Origin of the sequence: Acidovorax sp. Root402 (assembly GCF_001425125.1) — a bacterium.
Classification (GTDB): domain Bacteria; phylum Pseudomonadota; class Gammaproteobacteria; order Burkholderiales; family Burkholderiaceae_C; genus Acidovorax; species Acidovorax delafieldii.
Window position 1 is genome coordinate 26,989 of sequence record NZ_LMDQ01000017.1, and the last position, 18,645, is coordinate 45,633.

Here is an 18,645-nt window from a genome sequence, read left to right on the forward strand (position 1 = left end):
GGGAAACGTTGTGATGGTCCAGCAACTCATCGTCGGTCTGATCGTCCTTGCCGCAGCGCTCTATGTGCTCTGGCGGTATTTGCCCGGGCGCTGGCGCCGGGGGTTGGGCAAGGTCCACCCGGGGCTCGTCCAGTCGCCGGGCTGTGGGGGAGGCGATGGTGGGTGCAGCAGCTGCGGCAGTTGCGCGGCGCAATCCGATACAGGTGCTGAAAAGCCCGTGGCCATGCCTGTTCGTCGCGGGTCTGCTTCTCAGTGATTGCTATCTTTTGTATAGCTTCTGGCGCATGATTCACTAGCGCTACAGGCCGTTTTGGCTCCAATTAACTACTGGTACAGCTGGCCCTGGCCCAGCGCGATCAGCGCCTGTTGCAGGTTGACGCGCGCCTGTGCCTCATAGCGCTGCGCAAAGTAGTCCGTGCCGTAGATGTGCGGGCGGTCCAGAAAGCCTCGCAGCACTGCGCTGCGCCCCGCCACATAACGCGGCCAGCGCACAAAGAAGTATTCACGCCGCACGTTGCGTTCGAACTGTCGGTACACCGCGTCACTCTGGCCCAGGATGGCGAGGTCGATGTCCACCACCCACAGCGCATCGCCGGTGAGCGCGCCCGGGGTGTGGCGGGTGTCCATCACATGCTGATGCACGGTTTCAGCCAGCGTGGTGGGCAGCCCTTGGCCTAGCAGGAACTGTCGCGCCCAGTCGGCGCTGCGCGCCTCGTTGTGCCCACTCCACGGCCAGTAGATGGCGTCGTGGTACCACAGGGCGAGGGCCACAGCATGGGGGGTGTGAAGCGCTCCGGGCTGCTGGTCTTGCACCGCCTGGAGGTGCCGCAGGCAGGCCCGCAGGTGGGTGGTGTCGTGGTAGGCGCGGGGCCAGCGGGCCCAACTGCGCAGCAGGCGCCGGCCCTCGGCCCGCCAGGCGGGCGTGTCGCGCCCCAGCGATTGGCCCAGTGCGTTCCAGTGGGCCAGCAGTTCGGCGCTGTGCGCGGGCTGGCGGCGCCAGGGCATGGGGGCTTTTAGGCCAGTTTGCCCAGAAGCAGATATTCCATCAGTGCTTTTTGTACGTGCATGCGGTTCTCTGCCTCATCCCACACCACCGACTGCGGCCCGTCGATCACATCCGCCTCGACCTCCTCGCCCCGGTGCGCGGGCAGGCAGTGCATGAAGAGGGCGTCGGGCTGGGCCGCAGCCATCATTTCGGTGTCCACGCACCAGTCGGCAAAGGCCTTCTTGCGCGCTTCGTTCTCGGCTTCGTAGCCCATGCTGGTCCACACATCGGTGGTGACCAGGTCGGCGCCCCGGCAAGCTTCCATGGGGTTGCTGAAGAATTGATAGCTGTCAGCGCTGATTCCACCGGCGCCAGCGGCCAATTTCTCGTCCACTTCGTAGCCGCGCGGGGTGCTCACATGCACCTTGAAGCCCAGCAGCGACGCCGCCTGCAGCCAGGTGTTGGCCATGTTGTTGCCGTCGCCCACCCAGGCCACCGTCTTGCCTTGGATGGAGCCCCGGTGCTCGATGTAGGTGAAGATGTCCGCCAGGATCTGGCAGGGGTGGTATTCGTTGGTCAGGCCGTTGATGACTGGCACACGCGAGTTGGCGGCAAAACGCTCGATCTTGGCCTGCTCATACGTGCGGATCATCACCAGATCGGTCATGCGGCTGATGACCTTGGCGCTGTCCTCGATCGGTTCGGCGCGGCCCAGCTGGCTGTCGCCCGTGGTCAGGTGCACCACACTGCCGCCGAGCTGGTACATGCCCGCCTCAAAGCTCACGCGCGTACGGGTGCTGGCCTTCTCGAAGATCATGGCCAGCGTGCGGTCCACCAGCGGGTGGTGCTTTTCGTAGGCCTTGAACTTCTTCTTGATGAGCGCGGCGCGCTCGAACAGGTAGGCGTATTCGTCGGCGGAGAGGTCAGTGAACTGCAGGTAATGTTTCAGCGTCGTCATGGCAGTGGGGCTATTCTTCATTCAGCCAGGATGGCTTTGACCAGCGGGGTCAGCTTGGCGACGATTTCGTCGGCTTCGGCGGTGGTGAGGATCAGCGGCGGCACCAGGCGGATCACGCTGTCGGCCGTCACCGACAGCAAGAGGCCTGCCTCGGCCGCACGGCCGATCAGGGCGCCGCAGGGCTTGTTCAGCTCGATGCCCAGCATCAGGCCCTGGCCCCGGATCTCCTTCACACCGGGCAGGCCGCCCAGCTCGCGCTGCAGTGCCGCCTTGAGGTGCTCACCCACCGTGGTGGCATTTTGCAGCAGGCCGTCTTCTTCCATGATGCGAATGGTTTCGACCCCGGCGCGCATGGCCAGCGGGTTGCCGCCAAAGGTGGTGCCGTGGTTGCCGGGCTGCAGCACGTTGGCAGCCTTGGGGCCGGCCACCACCGCGCCAATCGGCACGCCCGAGCCCAGGCCCTTGGCCAGCGGCATCACGTCGGGCACGATGCCAGCCCACTGGTGGGCAAACCACTTGCCGGTGCGGCCCATGCCGCACTGCACTTCGTCGATCATCATGAGCCAACCGCGCTCGTCGCAGAGCTTGCGCAGCTGCTGCAGGTATTCCACACGCATGGGGTTGATGCCGCCTTCGCCCTGGATGGTTTCGAAGAACACGGCGACCACGTTGGGGTTGCCTTCGGTGGCCTGCTTGATGGCTTCGATGTCGTTGAGCGGCACGCGCACAAAACCCTCGACCAGCGGGCCGAAGCCGCTGTAGATCTTGGGGTTGCCGGTGGCCGACATGGTGGCAATCGAACGGCCGTGGAAGGCCTTTTCGTAAACCACGATCTCGGGCTTGGCGATGCCCTTGTCCACGCCGAACTTGCGGGCAATCTTCAGGGCCGCCTCGTTGGCCTCCAGGCCCGAGTTGCAGAAGAAGACGTTGGTCATGCCCGACAGCTCCACCAGCTTCGCGGCCAGCTGCTCCTGCAGGGGGGAGTGGTAGTAGTTGGAGGTGTGGATCAGCTTGGTGATCTGGTCCTGCAGCGCGGGCACCAGCTTGGCATGGTTGTGGCCCAGCGTGTTCACGGCAATGCCGCCCAGGCCGTCCAGGTATTCCTTGCCGTTCACGTCCCACACGCGGCTGCCTTGCCCACGGGCCAGCGCGATGGGTACGCGGCCATAGGTGTTCATCACGTGGGGCGAAGCTGCCGGGATGGAAGCGGTCATGCGGAAATCTCCAGACGGTACGGTGGCGAAAAAGCGAGTCACGATTCTAGGGGGAGCAGGGGTGCGGTCTGTTGACGATTGCGCATCACTGCAATGCCGGGCCCTTACCCTCTTTGGGGTGCCTATGTGTAGCGCGCCGGAGGGATTAGGGAGCTAGCTCTTATATAAGAGTTAGAATGTCGCGTTGCGGTGCAACATGCAGTGATCCTGCGTATGTGCCCTCACTACCACTCCAATCCCCGATGGTTTCCCCCTCCTCCAAAGAAGTCTTCATCCAGGGCATCACCCATGACGGGAAAACCTTTCGTCCCAGCGACTGGGCCGAGCGGCTGGCCGGGGTGATGAGCAGCTTTCGACCCGGTGGAGCCCGGCCAGGCAGCCATCTGAGCTATTCGCCCTGGTGCATTCCCACCACGCTCAACGGCGTAAAATGTGTGGTCGTACACCGCGACCTGCAGGGGCACGAGCCCATGGCCTGGGACTTCGTGATCAATTTCGCCCGCGACAACAACCTGCAGGTGGCCGAGGCCTGCCTGCTGCCCGACCCGCCTCCTCCCGCCAAGCCCTGACTGGCCACAGCCCGGCTTCCGGCGCTGCCTGCCGCGTCGGGCCCGAGGCGTCACTGCGCAGGGGCATGCCCGCCCGGCAGCCAGCGGGCACTCCCCATCCACCCTTTGATGCACTTCAGGTCGCTCGGCGCAATTCTGAACTCCCAACGAAAAAACCGCCCGAAGGCGGTTTGTTCGATTTTTTGCTGGCAGCGCACCCGTTACAAACGGCGAACGGCAGGTGCCGTTCGGGCTGTTTGCCTGAAGTGGGTCAGGCGGCCGTTGCCAGGGCTTTCACCTTGGCAGACAGACGGCTCTTGTCGCGAGCAGCCTTGTTCTTGTGGAAGATGCCCTTGTCAGCCACGGTGTCCACCACGGCTTGCATCTTGGCGAACAGTTCGGTCGCCTTGGTCTTGTCGCCAGCCAGAACAGCCTTTTCGACGTTCTTGACAGCGGTACGGTATTTGGAACGCAGCGAGGTGTTAGCAGCGTTGATCTTGACGTCCTGACGGACGCGCTTGCGGCCCGACGCCAGGCGCGGGTTCTTCTTCTTGGGTTTTGCGGATGCCATTGTTTAGTTCCTTGGGTCTGTGGATGATGCCAGCAAAGCCCGCGATTATAGCCCAGAGCAGTTCCTGTATCCATACCTGTGCCCGAACCGGCGGAACGCCATCGCCACCGCACCGGTGGCACCTGGCGCTGTCAGCGCGACATGTGCATCGCCCTTGACGGCTGAGGGGCACGGCTTCGTGCCTGCCTGTGCAGGCTTGGACGGTCTGAAAAAGCTGCCGCCTGTGGCAGCTGTACCAAGGCGCGAAGCGGCGCAGGGGGAATACACTCCCCGCGGTGTCACTGTTCAAAGCCGCCTCCACCGTCTCCCTCTTGACCCTCGTCTCCCGCATCACCGGGCTGGTGCGCGAGTTGCTCATGGCCTCCGTGTTCGGGGTCAGTGCCATGACGGACGCCTTCAATGTGGCGTTCCGCATTCCCAACCTGTTCCGCCGGGTGCTGGGCGAGGGCGCTTTCAGCCAGGCTTTTGTGCCGGTGCTGGCTGCCACCCGGGCCGAGGACGGCGACGGGGGCGCCCGGGCGCTGATCGACCACGTGGGCACCTTGCTGGCCTGGACGCTGGTGCTGCTGTGCATCGCGGGCGTGCTGGGTGCGCCCTGGATGGTGTGGGCCATGGCCAGTGGGCTCCAGCCCCAGGGGTTTGACGCCGCAGTCACGATGACCCGCTGGATGTTCCCCTACATCGGCTTCATGTCGCTGGTGGCGCTGGCGGGGGGCATTCTCAACACGTGGAAGAAGTTTGCGGTGCCTGCAGCCTCGCCGGTGTTGCTCAACATTGCGCTCATCCTGTCCATCACGCTGGGCGCGCCCTTGTTTGCGCGCTATGGCATCGAGCCTATCTACGCGCAGGCGGCGGGCGTGATGCTGGGTGGCCTGCTGCAACTGGGCATCCAGGTGCCTGCGCTGCTGCGCCTGGGGCTGCTGCCCCGCATTGGCGTGCGCTGGTCCGCCATCCGCGCGGCGTGGGCGGACCCGACCACCCGCAAGGTGGCGCGCCTGATGCTGCCCGCCTTGCTGGGGGTGAGCGTGGCGCAGGTTTCGCTGCTCATCAATACGCAGATTGCCTCGCACCTGGCCACTGGCAGCGTGAGCTGGATCACCTATGCCGACCGCCTGATGGAGCTGCCCACCGCCTTGCTGGGCGTGGCGCTGGGCGTGGTGCTGATGCCGCAGCTGGCCAGTGCCCGCGCCAAGCAGGACGACGAACGCTATTCGGCCATGCTCGACTGGGGGCTGCGGCTGGTGGTGGTGCTGTCGGTGCCCTGCATGGTGGCGCTGCTGGTGTTTGCCAAGCCCCTGGTGGCCGTGCTCTACCACTACGGCGCCTTTGCCGACCGGGACGTGCAGCAGACCACGCTGGCCCTGGCGGGCTACGGGGTTGGCATCGTGGGCATCGTGGCCATCAAGGTGTTGGCGTCGGGCTACTTTGCCAAGCACGACATGCGCACGCCCATGCTGATTGCCGTGGCGGTGCTGGTGCTCACGCAGATGATGAACTTTGTGCTGGTGCCCTATTTGCAGCATGCGGCGCTGACGCTGTCGATTGGCGTGGGGGCGGTCATCAACGCTACCTGGCTGCTGGTGGGGCTGCTGCGGCGCGGCAGCTACCGGCCCTTGCCCGGATGGGGGCGGTTTGCCTTGCAGGTGGTGGCGGCCAGCGCCTTGCTGGCAGTGCTGCTGGCGTGGGGTGCCCAGCATTTCGACTGGGTGGAAATGAAGGCGCAGCGCCTGCAGCGCATCGGCCTGCTGGCCGCGATGATGGCTGCAGCCGCAGTGCTGTACTTTGGCGCCCTGTGGGCGGCCGGCCTGAAGCTGCGCCAGCTGCTGCGCCGCTGAATATCTGCGGCAGGCCTGGACCCCGAAATACCCCGCAAAGCCCGCTCTTCTGTGGCTTGACGCCATGGCGACGGCCCCGTACAAAGCTGCCATGTCCTTGAGCCTTTCCGTGCCCACCTCGCTGGAGTACTTTGCATCGCTGGTGCAGAGCGACGACCACTTTCCGCTGCTCGAAGCCGCCGCCAGCCTCGCGCAGGATGAATACCCCGAGTTCGACGTGCAGCAACTGCTGGGCGATGTGGACCAGCTGCAGGCCCGTATCAAGCGCCGCCTGCCTGCCGATGCGCCGGCGCTGCAGCGGCTGCGCACGCTCAACCAGTTCTTTTTTGCCGACCTGGGTTTTGGCGGCAACATCAACAACTACTACGACCCAGAGAACAGCTACCTCAACGCCGTGCTGCGCACGCGCCGGGGCATTCCCATCAGCCTGGCTGTGCTGTGGATGGAGTTGGCCCAAGGTCTGGGCTTGCATGCGCGGGGCATTGCGTTCCCGGGGCACTTCATGGTCAAGGTGCTGCTGCCCAAGGGCCAGGTGGTGCTGGACCCGATCTCGGGCCAGTCACTCAGCCGCGAGGAGCTGGCCGAGCGGCTGGAGCCCTACAAGCGCCGCAATGGTCTGGTGGACGACTACGACGTACCGCTCGGCCTGTATCTGCAGGCCGCCACACCGCGCGACATCATTGCGCGCATGCTGCGCAACCTCAAGGAGGTGCACCGCACCCAGCAGGACTGGCAACGGCTGGTCGCCGTGCTGGACCGGTTGATCGTGTTGCTGCCCGAGGCCTGGGGCGAGCGCCGCGACCGGGGGCTGGCGCACGCCGAGCGTGGCAACACAGCCGAGGCGGTGGCCGACCTGGAGGCCTATCTGGCCCACAGCGAAGACGGGCTGGATCTCGACCTCATCGCCGACCGGCTGAGCGCGCTGCGCAACGCCAACGGCTGATGTCCGGCGCCTGACTCAAAAATAGTTCTAGAACGGCGTGCTGTCTGCAGGCAGCGCTGCCTGCAGCTGTGCCACCTGGCGGCGCAGCTCGGTGTTCTCAGCCGTCAGTTCCGCCACACGGATGCGCAGTGTGTGCAACTCGTCGCTGGCTGGAACGGAGTCCGTGGGGGTGTCTGCCGGGCTACCTTCTGCCGGAGCCTCCTCGCGCGGCTTGCGCTTGTTGAGTTCGCGCACGCGTTTGGCCGCCTGCTTGAGTTCGTCCTTGCCGGCCACGGCCGCTGCCACCTGTTCCTCGGCGGGCAGGGTGGCCACAGCGGCTGCGGCGTTGATGGAGATGGTGCCGGACTTCACAGCGGCCACCAGCTCGGGGGCCGCCTGTTTCTGGATCTTTTCGATCATCACCACCTGGCTGCTGCTCAGCCGCGCAGCCTTGGCAATGGCCTCGCGGCTGCTCAAAGGGTCGGGGGCGGGCAGGGCGGCTGCTGCCTCGGGCACGTCAGCCGTGGGGGTGGCTTCGGCGGTCTCTGTGGAGGTGGCTGCGCGGGCCTTGCGCTCGGCCATGATCTCGCGCTTGCGCAGGGCGAGCACGCCGCGCTGGAAATCCGACACGCTGCGGCGGCCCAGGTGCTGGTCGATCATCCACAGGTGCACGTCTTCCATCGTCTGAAAGCGCGGGTTCTGCACGGTCTGGAACGGCAGGCCATGTTTTTGGCAGATGCCGTAGCGGTTGTGCCCGTCCACCAGCACATCGCCCCACAGCACCAGTGCGTCGCGGCAGCCTTCGGTGAGGATGCTGCGTTCCAGCGCGTCGTGTTCGTCGGGGGTCAGGGGTTCGATGTAGGCTTTGAGTTCTTCGTTGACGACGATGTTCATGGTGGCAGGGGGTCCGGGGAGCTGGGCAAGGGGCGGCATTGTAGTGGGGCTTGCCACCGGGCCTGTCGGGCGATCACACCTGCCGCACGGTCCCACCTACTGATCGCGTGTGCCCCGAAGGGCCAGCCAGCCCGCAACCGCCGTGAAAGCCGCCACCACGGCCACGATGATCCAGAAGCCGTGGCCGTTGTCGGCCAGCGGCACCCCGCCCACGTTCATCCCAAACAGGCCGGCCAGAATGTTGATGGGCAAGGCCAGCACGGTCACCACTGTCAGCACAAACAGGCTGCGGCTGTTGGCCTCCTGCACGCTGGCGGCGATTTCTTCCTGCAGCAGTTTGATGCGCTCCTGCAGGCCCTGCATGTCGCGCAGCACCACCGAAAACTCCTCGGTCGAATCGCGCAGCTCCTGTGCATCGTCGGCGCCCATCCACGCGGGCGGGTGCTGCAGCAGGCGAAACAGCGCTGCCGGCTCGGGCGCCAGCAGCCGCTGCAGTCGCACCAGCAAGCGTCGCAGCACACCCAGCCGCGCGCGCTTGTGGTCCAGGCGCCCGGCCAGCAGTGCGTCTTCTACATCGTCGATGCGTTGTGTCACGCCACGTACGATGTCCACCAGGCCCGAGGCCTGGGTGCGCATCAGCTCGGCCAGCAGCGCCACGCTGGAGCAGGGGGCATTGCCGGTGCGCACGGCAGTGCGCAGCACGTCCACCGACCGCAGCGGGCGCGTGCGGCCGGTCACCATCAGGTGCGGCGCCACGCTGGTCCACAGGGTCGCAATGTCCGAAGGCTCGAACGCAAAATCAAAGTGTGCGTCGTTGAGCACGGCAATCAGCGTGTCGTCGTCGCGCTCGATGCGGGTCGAGACCGAGCGGTCCTTGAGCGCATCAAAAAAGGCTTCCGGCAGATGGGCATGCCGCTCCATCCAGCGCACCGCCTGCGCGTGGCTCAGGTTGAAGTGCAGCCACAGAAACTGCCCTGACGGCGCGGCGCCTGCCTGCAGGCCGGCCAGCCATTGCGCGGCCTGGGCCGAATCCACCTCCTGCGGCGGGGTGTCGGTACCCAGCAGGTAGCCGCAGATCAGCCCGGCGGCATCTCCGCCGTAGTTCAGGCTGGCGTTGGGGGCGAGGGGATTTGACAAAGCGGCGGGGTGGTCTGCGGGCGGCACGGCCTCGCATGCTGGCCTCTGGGCATGACAGCGTTGTGACAGATCACACCAGTGTCATGGCGCTGTCACTGCAGCGGTCCACCATCGCGCATCTGATTTGCACTACCGCCGGATGCTTGCCCATGTTCTACAACAACGCCCTTGACACGCAGGAGCTGATGCAACGCATCGCCAACGACCTCATCGACAGCTACGACGAAGAGCTGGAACTGGAGATCGAAGACCGCGAGGTCGATGACATCGGCGCCCCCAGCCCTGGCGACAAGCTGGCGCGCCAGCAGTACTTCAAGGACCTTTTCCGCCTGCAGGGCGAGTTGGTCAAGCTGCAGGACTGGGTGCAGCACAGCCGCCAGAAGGTGGTGATCCTGTTCGAGGGGCGCGATGCGGCGGGCAAGGGGGGCGTCATCAAGCGCATCACGCAGCGCCTGAACCCCCGTGTGGCCCGGGTGGCGGCACTGCCCGCACCCAACGACCGAGAGCGCACGCAGTGGTACTTTCAGCGCTATGTAGCGCACCTGCCTGCGGCGGGCGAGATGGTGCTGTTTGACCGCAGCTGGTACAACCGCGCGGGCGTCGAGCGGGTGATGGGCTTTTGCACCGACGACGAATACGAAGAGTTCTTCCGCACCGTGCCCGAGTTTGAAAAGATGCTGGTGCGTTCGGGCATCACGCTGGTCAAATACTGGTTCTCCATCACCGATGAAGAGCAGCACCTGCGCTTTCTGGGCCGTATTCACGACCCGCTCAAGCAGTGGAAGCTCAGCCCCATGGATCTGGAAAGCCGCGTGCGCTGGGAGGCCTACACCAAGGCCAAGGAAACGATGCTGGAGCGCACCCACATCCCCGAAGCACCCTGGTGGGTGGTGCAGGCGGTGGACAAGAAAAAGGCGCGCCTGAACTGCATTGCGCACCTGCTGTCTCAGCTGCCCTACCAGGAGGTGCCACACCCGCCCGTGGTGCTGCCCGACCGCGTGCGCAACCCCGAGTATTTGCGCCAGCCCGTGCCTGCCAGCATGTACGTGCCGGAGATCTACTGAGACATCTGGCGCGCCCCCTGCGGGGCCGAGGGAGGCTACGCGTCCTTCAGCAGTGCAATGGTGGCGATCACATCCCGCACCTTGAAGGGCTTGATCAGCACCCGTCGCACCTGCAGGGCCTTCATTTTCACGGCGGTGGAGGCATCGACCTGCGTGGTGGTCACCGCCACCGGTACGCTGGCACTGACGGCCAGCGTGTCGTTGCGCACTTGCTCCAGCAGGGCGACGGCCTCCTGCTGGTGCTCATCGATCGAGACGATCACACCCGCAAAATCCTGGTGTGTCAGCCGCTGCTGGGCCATGCGCACGCTGTTCACCTGCCGCACGGCGGGCAGGTTCAGCTGGCGGGCCGTGGAGACGATGATGCTGCCCGTCAGCGAGCTGGGTTCGATCAGCAGGATGTCCTGGGGGCTGTGGTCACTCATGGGGCCGAGGCTCCCTGCTGGCGCCGGACCAGCTCTTCCACTGCCAGGTCGCGCAGCGAGCCCAGGATGGCCAGATCGATGTCGTCCAGGGTGCGCGGTTTGTTATCGATCAGGCACAGCGTGCCTACGTTCTGCCCGCCCGGCAGCTTGAGCGGGGCGCCGGCATAGAACTGGATGTGGGGCTCGCCGGTGACCAGCGGGTTGCCGATGAAGCGCTCGTCCTGGTTCACATCGGGCACGACCATGATGTCGTCCTGCAGGATGGCGTGGCCGCAGAACGAGATGCCTCGCGAGGTCTCGCACTGGTCCATACCCACCCGCGACTTGAACCACTGGCGGTCGTCATCGATCAGCGAGAGCAGCGCCGTGGGCACATCGAATTCCTGCGCCGCAAAGGCCGTCAGGCGGTCAAACCGCTCTTCGGGCGGCGTGTCCAGAATCAGTAGCTGGCGCAGCGCCTGCAGGCGGTCGGGCTCGTTGGCGGGGCGTGGTGGTTCTTGCATGGTGGCGACCCGGCGGGTGGTGCGGCAAAGGGCTTGATTATGGGCGGGGGCCGTGTCGCGTGCATCGCGCGGCATCACACCGGACTGGTCCCTCAGTGGCTGCGCGCACTGCCCTGTGATGGCGTGCCGCCGCGCCCGAACTGGTGCCAGGCCCGGCGCAGCTGCGTGTCGGAGCTGAACCCCGCCATCAGCGCTGCCTGCGTCACGTTCTGGCCGGACCGCAGCGCGGCCTCGGCCGTGGCCAGGCGGATGCGGCGCAGGTATTGCAGCGGGGCGATGCCCGCATGTTCCAGAAACAGCCGCGTCAGATGCCGGGGTGAGGTGTGGGCCACCTCGGCCATCTGCGGCACGCTCCAGTCGGCCTGGGGCTGCTGGCCCACGGCGTCCTGCACGCGGTGCAGGGCCGGGTGCAGGTGGTTGCGGTGGTGCAGAAAGGGCGAGAACTCCGGGTCGTTGGGCCCCCGGCGCAGGGCCACCACCATGGCCTGCGCCACCTGCGCGGCCAGCGCGGGGCCGCAGGTGTCCGAGATGCGGTGCAGCAGCAAGTCGATGCCCGTGGTCACGCCAGCGCTGCTGTAGACGGCGCCATCGGCCACAAACACGCGGTTGGCCACCACGTCGCAGCGCGGGTCCACGGCGGCCAGCTCGTCCAGATGCTGGTGGTGGGTGGTGGCACGGCGCCCCGTCAGCAGGCCGGCATGGGCGGCCAGCACCGAGCCCGCGCACACGGTGATCAGCTCCAGCTGCCCCGCCACGGGCCGCAGCCCGCGCAGCCAGTGCAGCAGCGCGCGGGCCTCGTCACCATCCACCGCGATGTGTTGCCCGGCCAGGCCCACCAGCACCACCCAGGCGGGGCTGGGCAGGTTGGCAGGCAGCGGCTCCAGCTGGGTCAGCACGGCACCTACCGACGAGACAGACTCGGGCGTGGGGCTCACAAAGTGCTGCACAAACCGCTCGGGCTGGCCTTGCTTGGCTAGGGTCTGGTTGGCGATGCGCAGCGCTTCGGCCGGGCCCGCCCAGTCCAGCACCAGGCTGCCCGGCAGCAGGGCGAAATAGACGTGGATGGGGGAGGAGGCCGGGTTCTGCATCGATGGCTTTGGGTGAGGCTAAAAGCGTGTCAGGGCTGGGGGTTCCAGGGCGTGTCCATCTGGCGGGCCGTGCGCTCGGACAGCGCCGTGCCCAGCAGCCGGGTGACCAGGTGCAGGCTCATGTCGATGCCAGCGCTGATGCCAGCTGATGTGACCAGCGCGCCCCGGTCCACCCAGCGCACATTCTCCTGCACGTCGAGCGTGGGGTACTGCGTGCGCAGGTCGGCGGTGTCCTCCCAGTGGGTGGTGGCCGGGCCTTCGGTCAGCACACCGGCTGCGGCCAGGATGAAGGCCCCTGTGCACACCGAGGCCGTGATCTGCGCACGGCCTGCCGCCTGGGCGACCCAGGCGCGGGTGGCAGGGCAGGCCGCAGCGGCATCGACCACGCCGCCGGGCACGATCAGCACATCGGGCGCGGTGGCGCTGGCAAAGTCCGCATCGGGCAACACGCGCAAACCCGCCCGGGCGCGCACCGGGTCCAGGCTGCGGGCCACGCACTGCACCACAAACGGTGCAGGCGCGCCGGGATGTTGCCGCTGGTGCATGCGGCTGGCGGTGGTGAAGACCTCATAGGGCCCGCCCAGGTCCAGGGCCTCCACGTCGTCGAACACCAGGATGGCGACCTGCAAAGGCTGGGCGCTGCTCATGCGGCCGCCCGGTCCAGCGCCTGTTGCACGGTGCACAGGGTCGCAAAGCGGCCTTGCAGCACGGTGGCGGTGCGGGTCTTGATGTCGGCCGCCGCCAGCACCTGGCCGTCGGGCTGCACCATGTCCCAGGTCAGCGTGGCATCGGTCACGTAGTCCACGTCCCAGCCCAGGTCGGACGCGTGGCGGGTGGTGGTTTCGCAGCACTGTTCGGTGCGGATGCCGCTGATGATGAGGCGCTGGATGCCATGGCGCGTGAGCCACACGTCCAGGCCCGTGCCCACCAGCGCGCTGTGGCGCGACTTGGTGAAGGTGGCGGCCGCGTCGAAGCTGGCCAGACCCTCCAGGGCGCGCACCTGGCCCGAGGCCTGCGAAAACGGGTTCTCGGCGACTTCGGGGCCGTCGCTGTGGAACACGCGCACCACCGGGATACCCTGGGCGACACACCCGTCGATCAGCGCGTTCTGCGCTTGCAGGTAGGCAGGCAGGTCGTGTTCGGTGAAAAAGGGGCGGTGGCGGAACGATTCCTGGACATCAATCACTATCAGACAGGTTTTCATGGTGTGCTCACAGAGGCAGTGGTTTGGATGTGCTTATGTTCGCTGCACAGCGGCAGACGGTCCGAACTGACGGAGACAGGATTCGATCAATTTCAGCCATCATTCTGTAGCGAATGGCAGGCCTGGCTGACGCCCCAGGCCATATCAGATGCTGCGCTTGCCCTGTGAAGCGTGTTTTGGAGCCAGGTCAGCGTTATGCGACGGTACATATTGCCTTTCAAGCTATCAAAGACATAGCGCTATCCGAGCTATGCGGGAAGCTGTTAAGGTGGCTAGGGTTTTCCCTGATTTTTGAACATCGACCGCCAGACCACCTGCCCGCCTATGCCCCGCCGCTCCCGCCTGTTCTCGCTGTCGTCCCTGACGCGGGCCTACCAGCGCAATCTCAAGGCCTTCGCGCGGGCTGCGCGGGCCAGCACCCGGCCGGTGCGGGCCAAGGCAGCGTCCAAACTGCGGACAGCGCCGCGCAAGGCGGCGGTTGCCAAGATGCCCTCCACGGCCCGCACACCGCGCCCCGCAGGCAAGCCGGTGCCGTCGCGGGGCGAGTGGATGTCTGGCGTGGCCCCCGGCCCGGCGGGGGCGCGACGGTTTCATGCCTATGTGCCTGCCGGGCTGGCCCTGCGCCCGGGCGAAAAGCTGCCGCTGCTGGTCATGCTGCACGGCTGCGGCCAGACGGGGCGGGACATTGCCGCCGTGTCGCGCATAAACCGGCTGGCGGCGCGCCATCGGTTTGTGGTGCTGTACCCCGAGCAGGAGCGCATGGCCAACGCCCACGGCTGCTGGAACTGGTTTGAACGCCGCAATGGCCGGGCCGAGGCCGAAGCCGCCACGCTGCTGGCCGCCGTGGACAAGGTGGCGCGCCGCCTGCCGGTGGACCTGGCGCGGGTGGCGGTGGCCGGGTTGTCGGCAGGCGCCAGCATGGCGGTGCTGATGGCGGCGCTTTACCCCCACCGGTTCTGCGCGGTGGCCATGCATTCCGGTGTGGCGCCCGGCACGGCCGAATCCGCCGCCACGGCCCTGGCAGCCATGCATGGCCGCCGCGAGGCCCATCTGCCGGACCCTCCTGCGGTTGCCGCTGCGGTCGCACTGACGGACGCTACCGTGCTGCCCGTCAGCGCCCCTGCGGCCCTGCCACCGCTGCTGATCGTGCATGGCGATGCCGATGGTGTGGTGTCGGTGCGCAACGCGGCGGCGACCGCCTTGTTGTGGGCCGGTGCGTTGGGGGCGCGGGCGGGTGCCATCCGCACCTTGCAGAGGGGCCAGCGATACCCCATGCGAGTGACCGAATTCAAGGCCCGAGGCCGTACAGTGGTGGCGCTGCGTGAGGTGGTCGGGCTGGCCCATGCCTGGAGCGGCGGCGCCGCGCAGTTGCCCTACAGCGACCCGGCCGGGCCCGATGCGTCGGCGCTCATCTGGGCCTTTGTGGCCCGTCAATTCGCAAAATAGTCAAGGAAATGGCCCCAAGCGCTAGTGCTGATTGTGCTTGCTGCTATCAAAAAGTGACTATCCGTGCGGGTGGCTCCGGGGTGCCCGCAGGCCACTGCCTGGCTGCGGTCACACCAGCCGAGCGGCCACCAGTTCCTTCTTGAGGTAGGCGTAGAACAGCGGCGCCGCCACCAGCCCCGCAGGGCCAAAAACGGCCTCGGCTACGAACATCACGCTCAGAAGCTCCCACACACCCATCTGGGTGCGGCGGCCCACCACCTTGGCGTTGATCACATATTCGGCCTTGTGGATCAGGATCAAAAACCCCAGGCAGGCGGCGGCCGCCAGCGGCGACACCGACAGCCCCACGATGGTGATCACCACGTTGCACACCAGGTTGCCCACAATGGGCACCAGCCCGGCCACGAAGGTGAAGGTGATCAGCACCGGCGTGTAAGGCAGCTGCAGCCCCCACACCGGCAGCACGAACAGCAGGAACAGGGCGGTGAGCAGGGTGTTGAACGCCGCGATCCAGAACTGCGCCGCCACGATCTGGCGGAACGCCTCGCCAAACAGCGTGATGCGTAGCTTGAGCTGCTGGGCCAGCGGGCCGCGCGCCAGCACCGGCGGGCGCACGGCGGCGAGCGCGCCGATGAGCAGGCCCACATAGGCAAACAGCACCCCGGCGAGCCAGGCCCGCCCCGCCATGGCCAGCGCACCGGCCTTGGCGCCCAGGTAGCTGGCAATGATGCGCTGGATGTCGGCCACGCCCTCGGGCAGGTGGGAGGCCATGTCGGCGGGCAGCTTCAGGCGCAGCTCCAGCACCGTGCGGGCCATGTAGGTGAGCAGTTCCTGGTACTGCTGCGGTGCGCTGACCAGGTACCCACGCGAATGGGTCAGGCCCAGCGCCAGCAGCGCCAGGGGCAGCAGCATCACCAGACCAGCGGCCGTGACCTGGGCCACGCGCAGGCTGGTGGGGGATGGGGCGGCTTGGCGCTGGATCCGGCCCAGCCCCGCTGCAAACCAGCCCGTGAGCGCCCGGGTGAGCAAAAAGCCCAGGCACACACACAGCAGGCCGGGCAGCAGGCCACGCCACATCACCAGCAGCAGCGCAGCGGCCACCAGCAGATAGCTGGCCACCACGATGCCCTGGTTCAGGGCGCGCGGGGGCAGGGTGGTGGGCGTGGGCTCAGGTTGCGCTGAGGGGGGTGGAGCGGGGCGCTGCGCCATGCGCGGTGAGGGGGCGGTGTTGCTGGCCGGGTATCAGGCCACCACCACGGCGGCGCCTTCGCCACGCGCTGCGATCGTGCCAATCGCGTAGACCTGTTCACCGGCAGCTCGCAGCGTGGCGGCCGTGGCTTCGGCGTTGGCCGCATCCACCACCACCACCATGCCGATGCCGTTGTTGAAGGTGCGGTTCATCTCGATGTCGTCGATGCCCGCCGTCTTCTGCAGCCAGGCGAACAGCTCGGTCTGGGGCCAGCTGCCCTTCTTCAGGTGCGCGGCGGTGCCGTCGGGCAGCACGCGGGGGATGTTCTCCAGCAAACCACCGCCCGTGATGTGGGCCAGGGCCTTGATGGGGTGAGCGGCCAGCGCGGCCAGCACGTTCTTCACGTACAGGCGGGTGGGCTCCATGATGGCCTGCTTGAAGGGCTTGCCGTCCAGCGTGGCGGGCACGGTGCCCTGGCTTTCAGCGCGGTCAATGCACTTGCGCACCAGCGAGAAGCCATTGGAGTGCACGCCGTGGCTGGCCAGGCCCAGCACCACGTCGCCAGGGGCCACGTCCTTGCCGGTCAGGATCTTGGACTTTTCGACCGCGCCCACGGCAAAGCCGGCCAAGTCGTATTCGCCCGCCGGGTACATGCCGGGCATTTCGGCCGTTTCGCCGCCGATCAGCGCACAACCGGAGAGTTCGCAGCCCTTGGCGATGCCGCCGACCACGGCCGCAGCCGTGTCCACGTCGAGCTTGCCGCAGGCAAAGTAGTCCAGGAAGAACAGGGGCTCGGCGCCCTGCACCAGCACGTCGTTCACGCTCATGGCCACCAGGTCGATGCCAACGGTGTCGTGCATGTTCCATTCAAACGCCAGCTTGAGCTTGGTGCCCACGCCATCGGTGCCAGAGACCAGCACGGGCTCCTTGTAGCGCTTGGGCACTTCAAACAGCGCGCCAAAGCCGCCGATGCCCGCCAGCACGCCTTCGCGCATGGTCTTCTTGGCCAGCGGCTTGATGCGCTCGACCAGGGCGTCGCCCGCGTCGATGTCAACGCCGGCGTCTTTGTAGGAGATGGGGGTGGAGGGGGCAGAAGAGCTCATGGGTGGTGTGGTGCTGGTAGGCCCGCCGGGCGGGCTGGAATCCGGGGATTTTAAGGGGCACGCCTCGGCGCCCTCACTCAGCCCTGTGTGGCAGGGGGCTTTGGGGCGCGGCCGTGCCGGGCAGATTGCACCAGCACACCCGCCAGCGCGAGCGTGGCAAACAGGATTCCGGCGCCAAACGTGGCGCTGGCGCCCAGCCGGTCCCACAGCAGGCCTGCCAGGCCGCTGGCCACCAGCAGCGCCACGCCGCTGACCAGGTTGAACATGCCAAACGCCGTGCCCCGCAGGTCGGCCGGTGCGGTGTCGGCCACCATGGTGGCCAGCAGCCCTTGCGTCATGGCCATGTGCAGGCCCCACAGCGCAATCCCCAGCCAGGCGGCGGCGCCCCGGTCGCTGAGGGCCAGCAGCGCATCGGCAGCGATCAGCGCCACCAGCCCCCAGGCCAGCAGCGTGGTGTGGCGGGTGCTGTCTGCCAGTTTGCCCAGCGGGTAGGCGCCCAGTGCAAACACCACGTTCATCAGCACCAGCACCAGGGGCGTCCAGGCCAGTGGCAGGCCACCCTGTTGCACGCGCAGCACCAGAAACGCCTCGCTGAAGCGTGCCAGCGTGAACACGGCGCCCAGCGCCACCACCCACCAGTAGGCGCCGCCCAGGCGACGCAGGTTCTCGCGGCGGATGGGGTTGGTGCGCACGGCGCTGGCGGCGCGCTCGGGCTCGCGCACGCCCACCAGGAGCAGTGCCACGCACAGGGCGGCCGGAATCACGGCCACCCAGAACACGGCGCGGAAGTCATTGGCCCACAGCAGCATCAGCCCCATGGCCAGCAGTGGGCCCAAAAAGGCGCCCACGGTGTCCAGGGACTGCCGCAGCCCGAATGCCGCGCCCCGCATGCCGGGCGGTGCAAGGTCGGCCACCAGCGCGTCGCGCGGCGCGCCGCGTATGCCCTTGCCCACCCGATCGAGCAGGCGCGCCGTGACCACCAGGCCCACGGTGGGAGCGATCGCAAACAGGGGTTTGGACAGTGCCCCGAGCCCGTAGCCGAGCACCGCCAACGGCTTGCGCCGCCCCCACCAGTCGCTCAACACCCCCGAAAACACCTTGAGTACCAGCGCTGTGGCCTCGGCCGCGCCCTCGATCAGGCCCACCGCGAGCATGCTCACGCCCAGCGTGGTGACCAGGAACACCGGCAGCAGGCTGTGGATCATCTCGGACGACACGTCCATCAACAGGCTGACGAAGCCCAGCGCCCAGATGCTGGCGGGCAGGCGCTTGGCGGGGGCGGCGGGAGGTGTCATGGTGCAAGGCAGGAGACGGTGGTGCCGGGCGGCGGCCCAGGGGGCTGGCAGCAGACTAAAATCGCGGCCATTGTCGCCCAGCCCCTGCGAGGGAGCCGGTCGGTGACCACGCGCCGTATGCCACTTTGTCGCCGCGCCTGGCCGCAGTCATCGACGGCCCGGTGCCTTCCCACCCACTTGTGATGCCGCTGCTGACCCTCTTCCTGACCGCCGCTTCCGCACCTTCCGCCACGGTTCAGCCTGCACTGTGCGGGCGCCGCGCAT

The 18,645-nt window shown here is 67.1% G+C and carries 19 protein-coding genes; 5 read left to right on the top strand and 14 right to left on the bottom strand.

Going from position 1 to position 18,645, the window contains the following annotated elements:
• Nucleotides 1-324: 324 nt before the first annotated feature.
• From ASC83_RS19660 to ASC83_RS19670, 3 genes are read right to left on the bottom strand one after another with little or no spacing between them, the layout of a single operon-like run.
• Nucleotides 325-1,005 carry a hypothetical protein gene (locus ASC83_RS19660; protein ID WP_056066655.1) on the bottom strand — a complete coding sequence of 227 codons (681 nt, stop codon included), beginning with the start codon at nt 1,003-1,005 and terminating at the stop codon, nt 325-327.
• 8 nt (nt 1,006-1,013) lie between these two features.
• Nucleotides 1,014-1,943, bottom strand: coding sequence for an ornithine carbamoyltransferase (gene argF / locus ASC83_RS19665; RefSeq protein ID WP_099730965.1), 930 nt, complete (start codon nt 1,941-1,943; stop codon nt 1,014-1,016).
• Nucleotides 1,944-1,960: 17 nt separating this feature from the next.
• Nucleotides 1,961-3,157: an aspartate aminotransferase family protein gene (locus ASC83_RS19670; protein WP_056066661.1), complete on the bottom strand. Its 1,197-nt coding sequence runs from the start codon at nt 3,155-3,157 to the stop codon at nt 1,961-1,963.
• A 242-nt stretch (nt 3,158-3,399) separates the two neighbouring features.
• Here ASC83_RS19670 and ASC83_RS19675 point away from each other — a divergent pair, with 242 nt between their 5' ends.
• Complete coding sequence (locus tag ASC83_RS19675) at nt 3,400-3,726, top strand: DUF3579 domain-containing protein (RefSeq protein ID WP_056066664.1); 327 nt, start codon at nt 3,400-3,402, stop codon at nt 3,724-3,726.
• 250 nt (nt 3,727-3,976) lie between these two features.
• Here ASC83_RS19675 and rpsT read toward each other — a convergent pair whose 3' ends face one another.
• Entirely contained in the window at nt 3,977-4,276 is a 300-nt protein-coding gene (gene rpsT / locus ASC83_RS19680; RefSeq protein ID WP_056066666.1) for a 30S ribosomal protein S20, read from the bottom strand.
• 275 nt (nt 4,277-4,551) lie between these two features.
• Between rpsT and murJ the strand changes: the two genes are divergently transcribed.
• Together murJ and ASC83_RS19690 are read left to right on the top strand one after the other, a co-directional pair.
• Nucleotides 4,552-6,111: a murein biosynthesis integral membrane protein MurJ gene (murJ, locus tag ASC83_RS19685; protein ID WP_056066669.1), complete on the top strand. Its 1,560-nt coding sequence runs from the start codon at nt 4,552-4,554 to the stop codon at nt 6,109-6,111.
• Between the two features lie 91 nt (nt 6,112-6,202).
• Nucleotides 6,203-7,054, top strand: a complete 852-nt coding sequence (locus tag ASC83_RS19690; RefSeq protein WP_056066673.1) for a SirB1 family protein — start codon at nt 6,203-6,205, stop codon at nt 7,052-7,054.
• Between the two features lie 27 nt (nt 7,055-7,081).
• Here ASC83_RS19690 and ASC83_RS19695 read toward each other — a convergent pair whose 3' ends face one another.
• Both ASC83_RS19695 and ASC83_RS19700 read right to left on the bottom strand, forming a co-directional pair.
• Nucleotides 7,082-7,927: a hypothetical protein gene (locus ASC83_RS19695; RefSeq protein WP_056067077.1), complete on the bottom strand. Its 846-nt coding sequence runs from the start codon at nt 7,925-7,927 to the stop codon at nt 7,082-7,084.
• 96 nt (nt 7,928-8,023) lie between these two features.
• Nucleotides 8,024-9,064 (bottom strand): transporter, encoded by a 1,041-nt coding sequence (locus tag ASC83_RS19700; RefSeq protein ID WP_056067078.1) that lies wholly within the window; start codon nt 9,062-9,064, stop codon nt 8,024-8,026.
• Nucleotides 9,065-9,213: 149 nt separating this feature from the next.
• Here ASC83_RS19700 and ppk2 point away from each other — a divergent pair, with 149 nt between their 5' ends.
• Nucleotides 9,214-10,128 carry a polyphosphate kinase 2 gene (gene ppk2, locus ASC83_RS19705; protein WP_056067080.1) on the top strand — a complete coding sequence of 305 codons (915 nt, stop codon included), beginning with the start codon at nt 9,214-9,216 and terminating at the stop codon, nt 10,126-10,128.
• A gap of 35 nt (nt 10,129-10,163) precedes the next feature.
• Here ppk2 and ASC83_RS19710 read toward each other — a convergent pair whose 3' ends face one another.
• The 5 genes from ASC83_RS19710 to ASC83_RS19730 form a co-directional block, all read right to left on the bottom strand.
• Entirely contained in the window at nt 10,164-10,553 is a 390-nt protein-coding gene (locus ASC83_RS19710; RefSeq protein WP_056066676.1) for a histidine kinase, read from the bottom strand.
• Nucleotides 10,550-11,056, bottom strand: a complete 507-nt coding sequence (locus tag ASC83_RS19715; RefSeq protein ID WP_056066678.1) for a GAF domain-containing protein — start codon at nt 11,054-11,056, stop codon at nt 10,550-10,552. The genes ASC83_RS19710 and ASC83_RS19715 overlap by 4 nt, the downstream gene beginning before the upstream one ends.
• Nucleotides 11,057-11,148: 92 nt before the next feature.
• The gene (locus ASC83_RS19720) at nt 11,149-12,144 is read right to left on the bottom strand and encodes a GlxA family transcriptional regulator (RefSeq protein ID WP_056066681.1); all 996 of its coding nucleotides are present in this window, start codon (nt 12,142-12,144) and stop codon (nt 11,149-11,151) included.
• Nucleotides 12,145-12,173: 29 nt separating this feature from the next.
• The gene (locus ASC83_RS19725) at nt 12,174-12,791 is read right to left on the bottom strand and encodes a DJ-1/PfpI family protein (protein ID WP_056066684.1); all 618 of its coding nucleotides are present in this window, start codon (nt 12,789-12,791) and stop codon (nt 12,174-12,176) included.
• Nucleotides 12,788-13,348, bottom strand: coding sequence for an isochorismatase family protein (locus tag ASC83_RS19730; RefSeq protein ID WP_056066686.1), 561 nt, complete (start codon nt 13,346-13,348; stop codon nt 12,788-12,790). Before ASC83_RS19730 ends, ASC83_RS19725 begins: the two co-directional genes overlap by 4 nt.
• Before the next feature lie 324 nt (nt 13,349-13,672).
• Here ASC83_RS19730 and ASC83_RS19735 point away from each other — a divergent pair, with 324 nt between their 5' ends.
• Entirely contained in the window at nt 13,673-14,794 is a 1,122-nt protein-coding gene (locus ASC83_RS19735; RefSeq protein ID WP_056066689.1) for a PHB depolymerase family esterase, read from the top strand.
• Between the two features lie 108 nt (nt 14,795-14,902).
• On the opposite strand, the gene ASC83_RS19740 is transcribed toward ASC83_RS19735, so the two are convergent.
• The 3 genes from ASC83_RS19740 to ASC83_RS19750 all read right to left on the bottom strand — a co-directional run bounded on the left by ASC83_RS19740 (nt 14,903) and on the right by ASC83_RS19750 (nt 18,381).
• A complete protein-coding gene (locus ASC83_RS19740) occupies nt 14,903-16,003 on the bottom strand; it encodes an AI-2E family transporter (protein WP_056066692.1) in 1,101 nt (366 codons plus the stop codon).
• 33 nt (nt 16,004-16,036) lie between these two features.
• Entirely contained in the window at nt 16,037-17,086 is a 1,050-nt protein-coding gene (gene purM, locus ASC83_RS19745; protein WP_056066695.1) for a phosphoribosylformylglycinamidine cyclo-ligase, read from the bottom strand.
• 77 nt (nt 17,087-17,163) lie between these two features.
• The gene (locus ASC83_RS19750; protein WP_056066698.1) at nt 17,164-18,381 is read right to left on the bottom strand and encodes an MFS transporter; all 1,218 of its coding nucleotides are present in this window, start codon (nt 18,379-18,381) and stop codon (nt 17,164-17,166) included.
• Nucleotides 18,382-18,645: the final 264 nt, after the last annotated feature.

Coding starts and splice junctions, on each gene's coding strand:
- ASC83_RS19730 (WP_056066686.1), bottom strand. CDS start 13,348: ATGAAAACCTGTCTGATAGTGATTGATGTCCAGGAATCGTTCCGCCAC.
- ASC83_RS19750 (WP_056066698.1), bottom strand. CDS start 18,381: ATGACACCTCCCGCCGCCCCCGCCAAGCGCCTGCCCGCCAGCATCTGG.
- purM (WP_056066695.1), bottom strand. CDS start 17,086: ATGAGCTCTTCTGCCCCCTCCACCCCCATCTCCTACAAAGACGCCGGC.
- ASC83_RS19695 (WP_056067077.1), bottom strand. CDS start 7,927: ATGAACATCGTCGTCAACGAAGAACTCAAAGCCTACATCGAACCCCTG.
- ppk2 (WP_056067080.1), top strand. CDS start 9,214: ATGTTCTACAACAACGCCCTTGACACGCAGGAGCTGATGCAACGCATC.
- ASC83_RS19735 (WP_056066689.1), top strand. CDS start 13,673: ATGCCCCGCCGCTCCCGCCTGTTCTCGCTGTCGTCCCTGACGCGGGCC.
- ASC83_RS19720 (WP_056066681.1), bottom strand. CDS start 12,144: ATGCAGAACCCGGCCTCCTCCCCCATCCACGTCTATTTCGCCCTGCTG.
- ASC83_RS19675 (WP_056066664.1), top strand. CDS start 3,400: ATGGTTTCCCCCTCCTCCAAAGAAGTCTTCATCCAGGGCATCACCCAT.
- ASC83_RS19670 (WP_056066661.1), bottom strand. CDS start 3,157: ATGACCGCTTCCATCCCGGCAGCTTCGCCCCACGTGATGAACACCTAT.
- ASC83_RS19725 (WP_056066684.1), bottom strand. CDS start 12,791: ATGAGCAGCGCCCAGCCTTTGCAGGTCGCCATCCTGGTGTTCGACGAC.
- ASC83_RS19715 (WP_056066678.1), bottom strand. CDS start 11,056: ATGCAAGAACCACCACGCCCCGCCAACGAGCCCGACCGCCTGCAGGCG.
- ASC83_RS19740 (WP_056066692.1), bottom strand. CDS start 16,003: ATGGCGCAGCGCCCCGCTCCACCCCCCTCAGCGCAACCTGAGCCCACG.
- ASC83_RS19660 (WP_056066655.1), bottom strand. CDS start 1,005: ATGCCCTGGCGCCGCCAGCCCGCGCACAGCGCCGAACTGCTGGCCCAC.
- ASC83_RS19690 (WP_056066673.1), top strand. CDS start 6,203: ATGTCCTTGAGCCTTTCCGTGCCCACCTCGCTGGAGTACTTTGCATCG.
- argF (WP_099730965.1), bottom strand. CDS start 1,943: ATGACGACGCTGAAACATTACCTGCAGTTCACTGACCTCTCCGCCGAC.
- ASC83_RS19710 (WP_056066676.1), bottom strand. CDS start 10,553: ATGAGTGACCACAGCCCCCAGGACATCCTGCTGATCGAACCCAGCTCG.
- rpsT (WP_056066666.1), bottom strand. CDS start 4,276: ATGGCATCCGCAAAACCCAAGAAGAAGAACCCGCGCCTGGCGTCGGGC.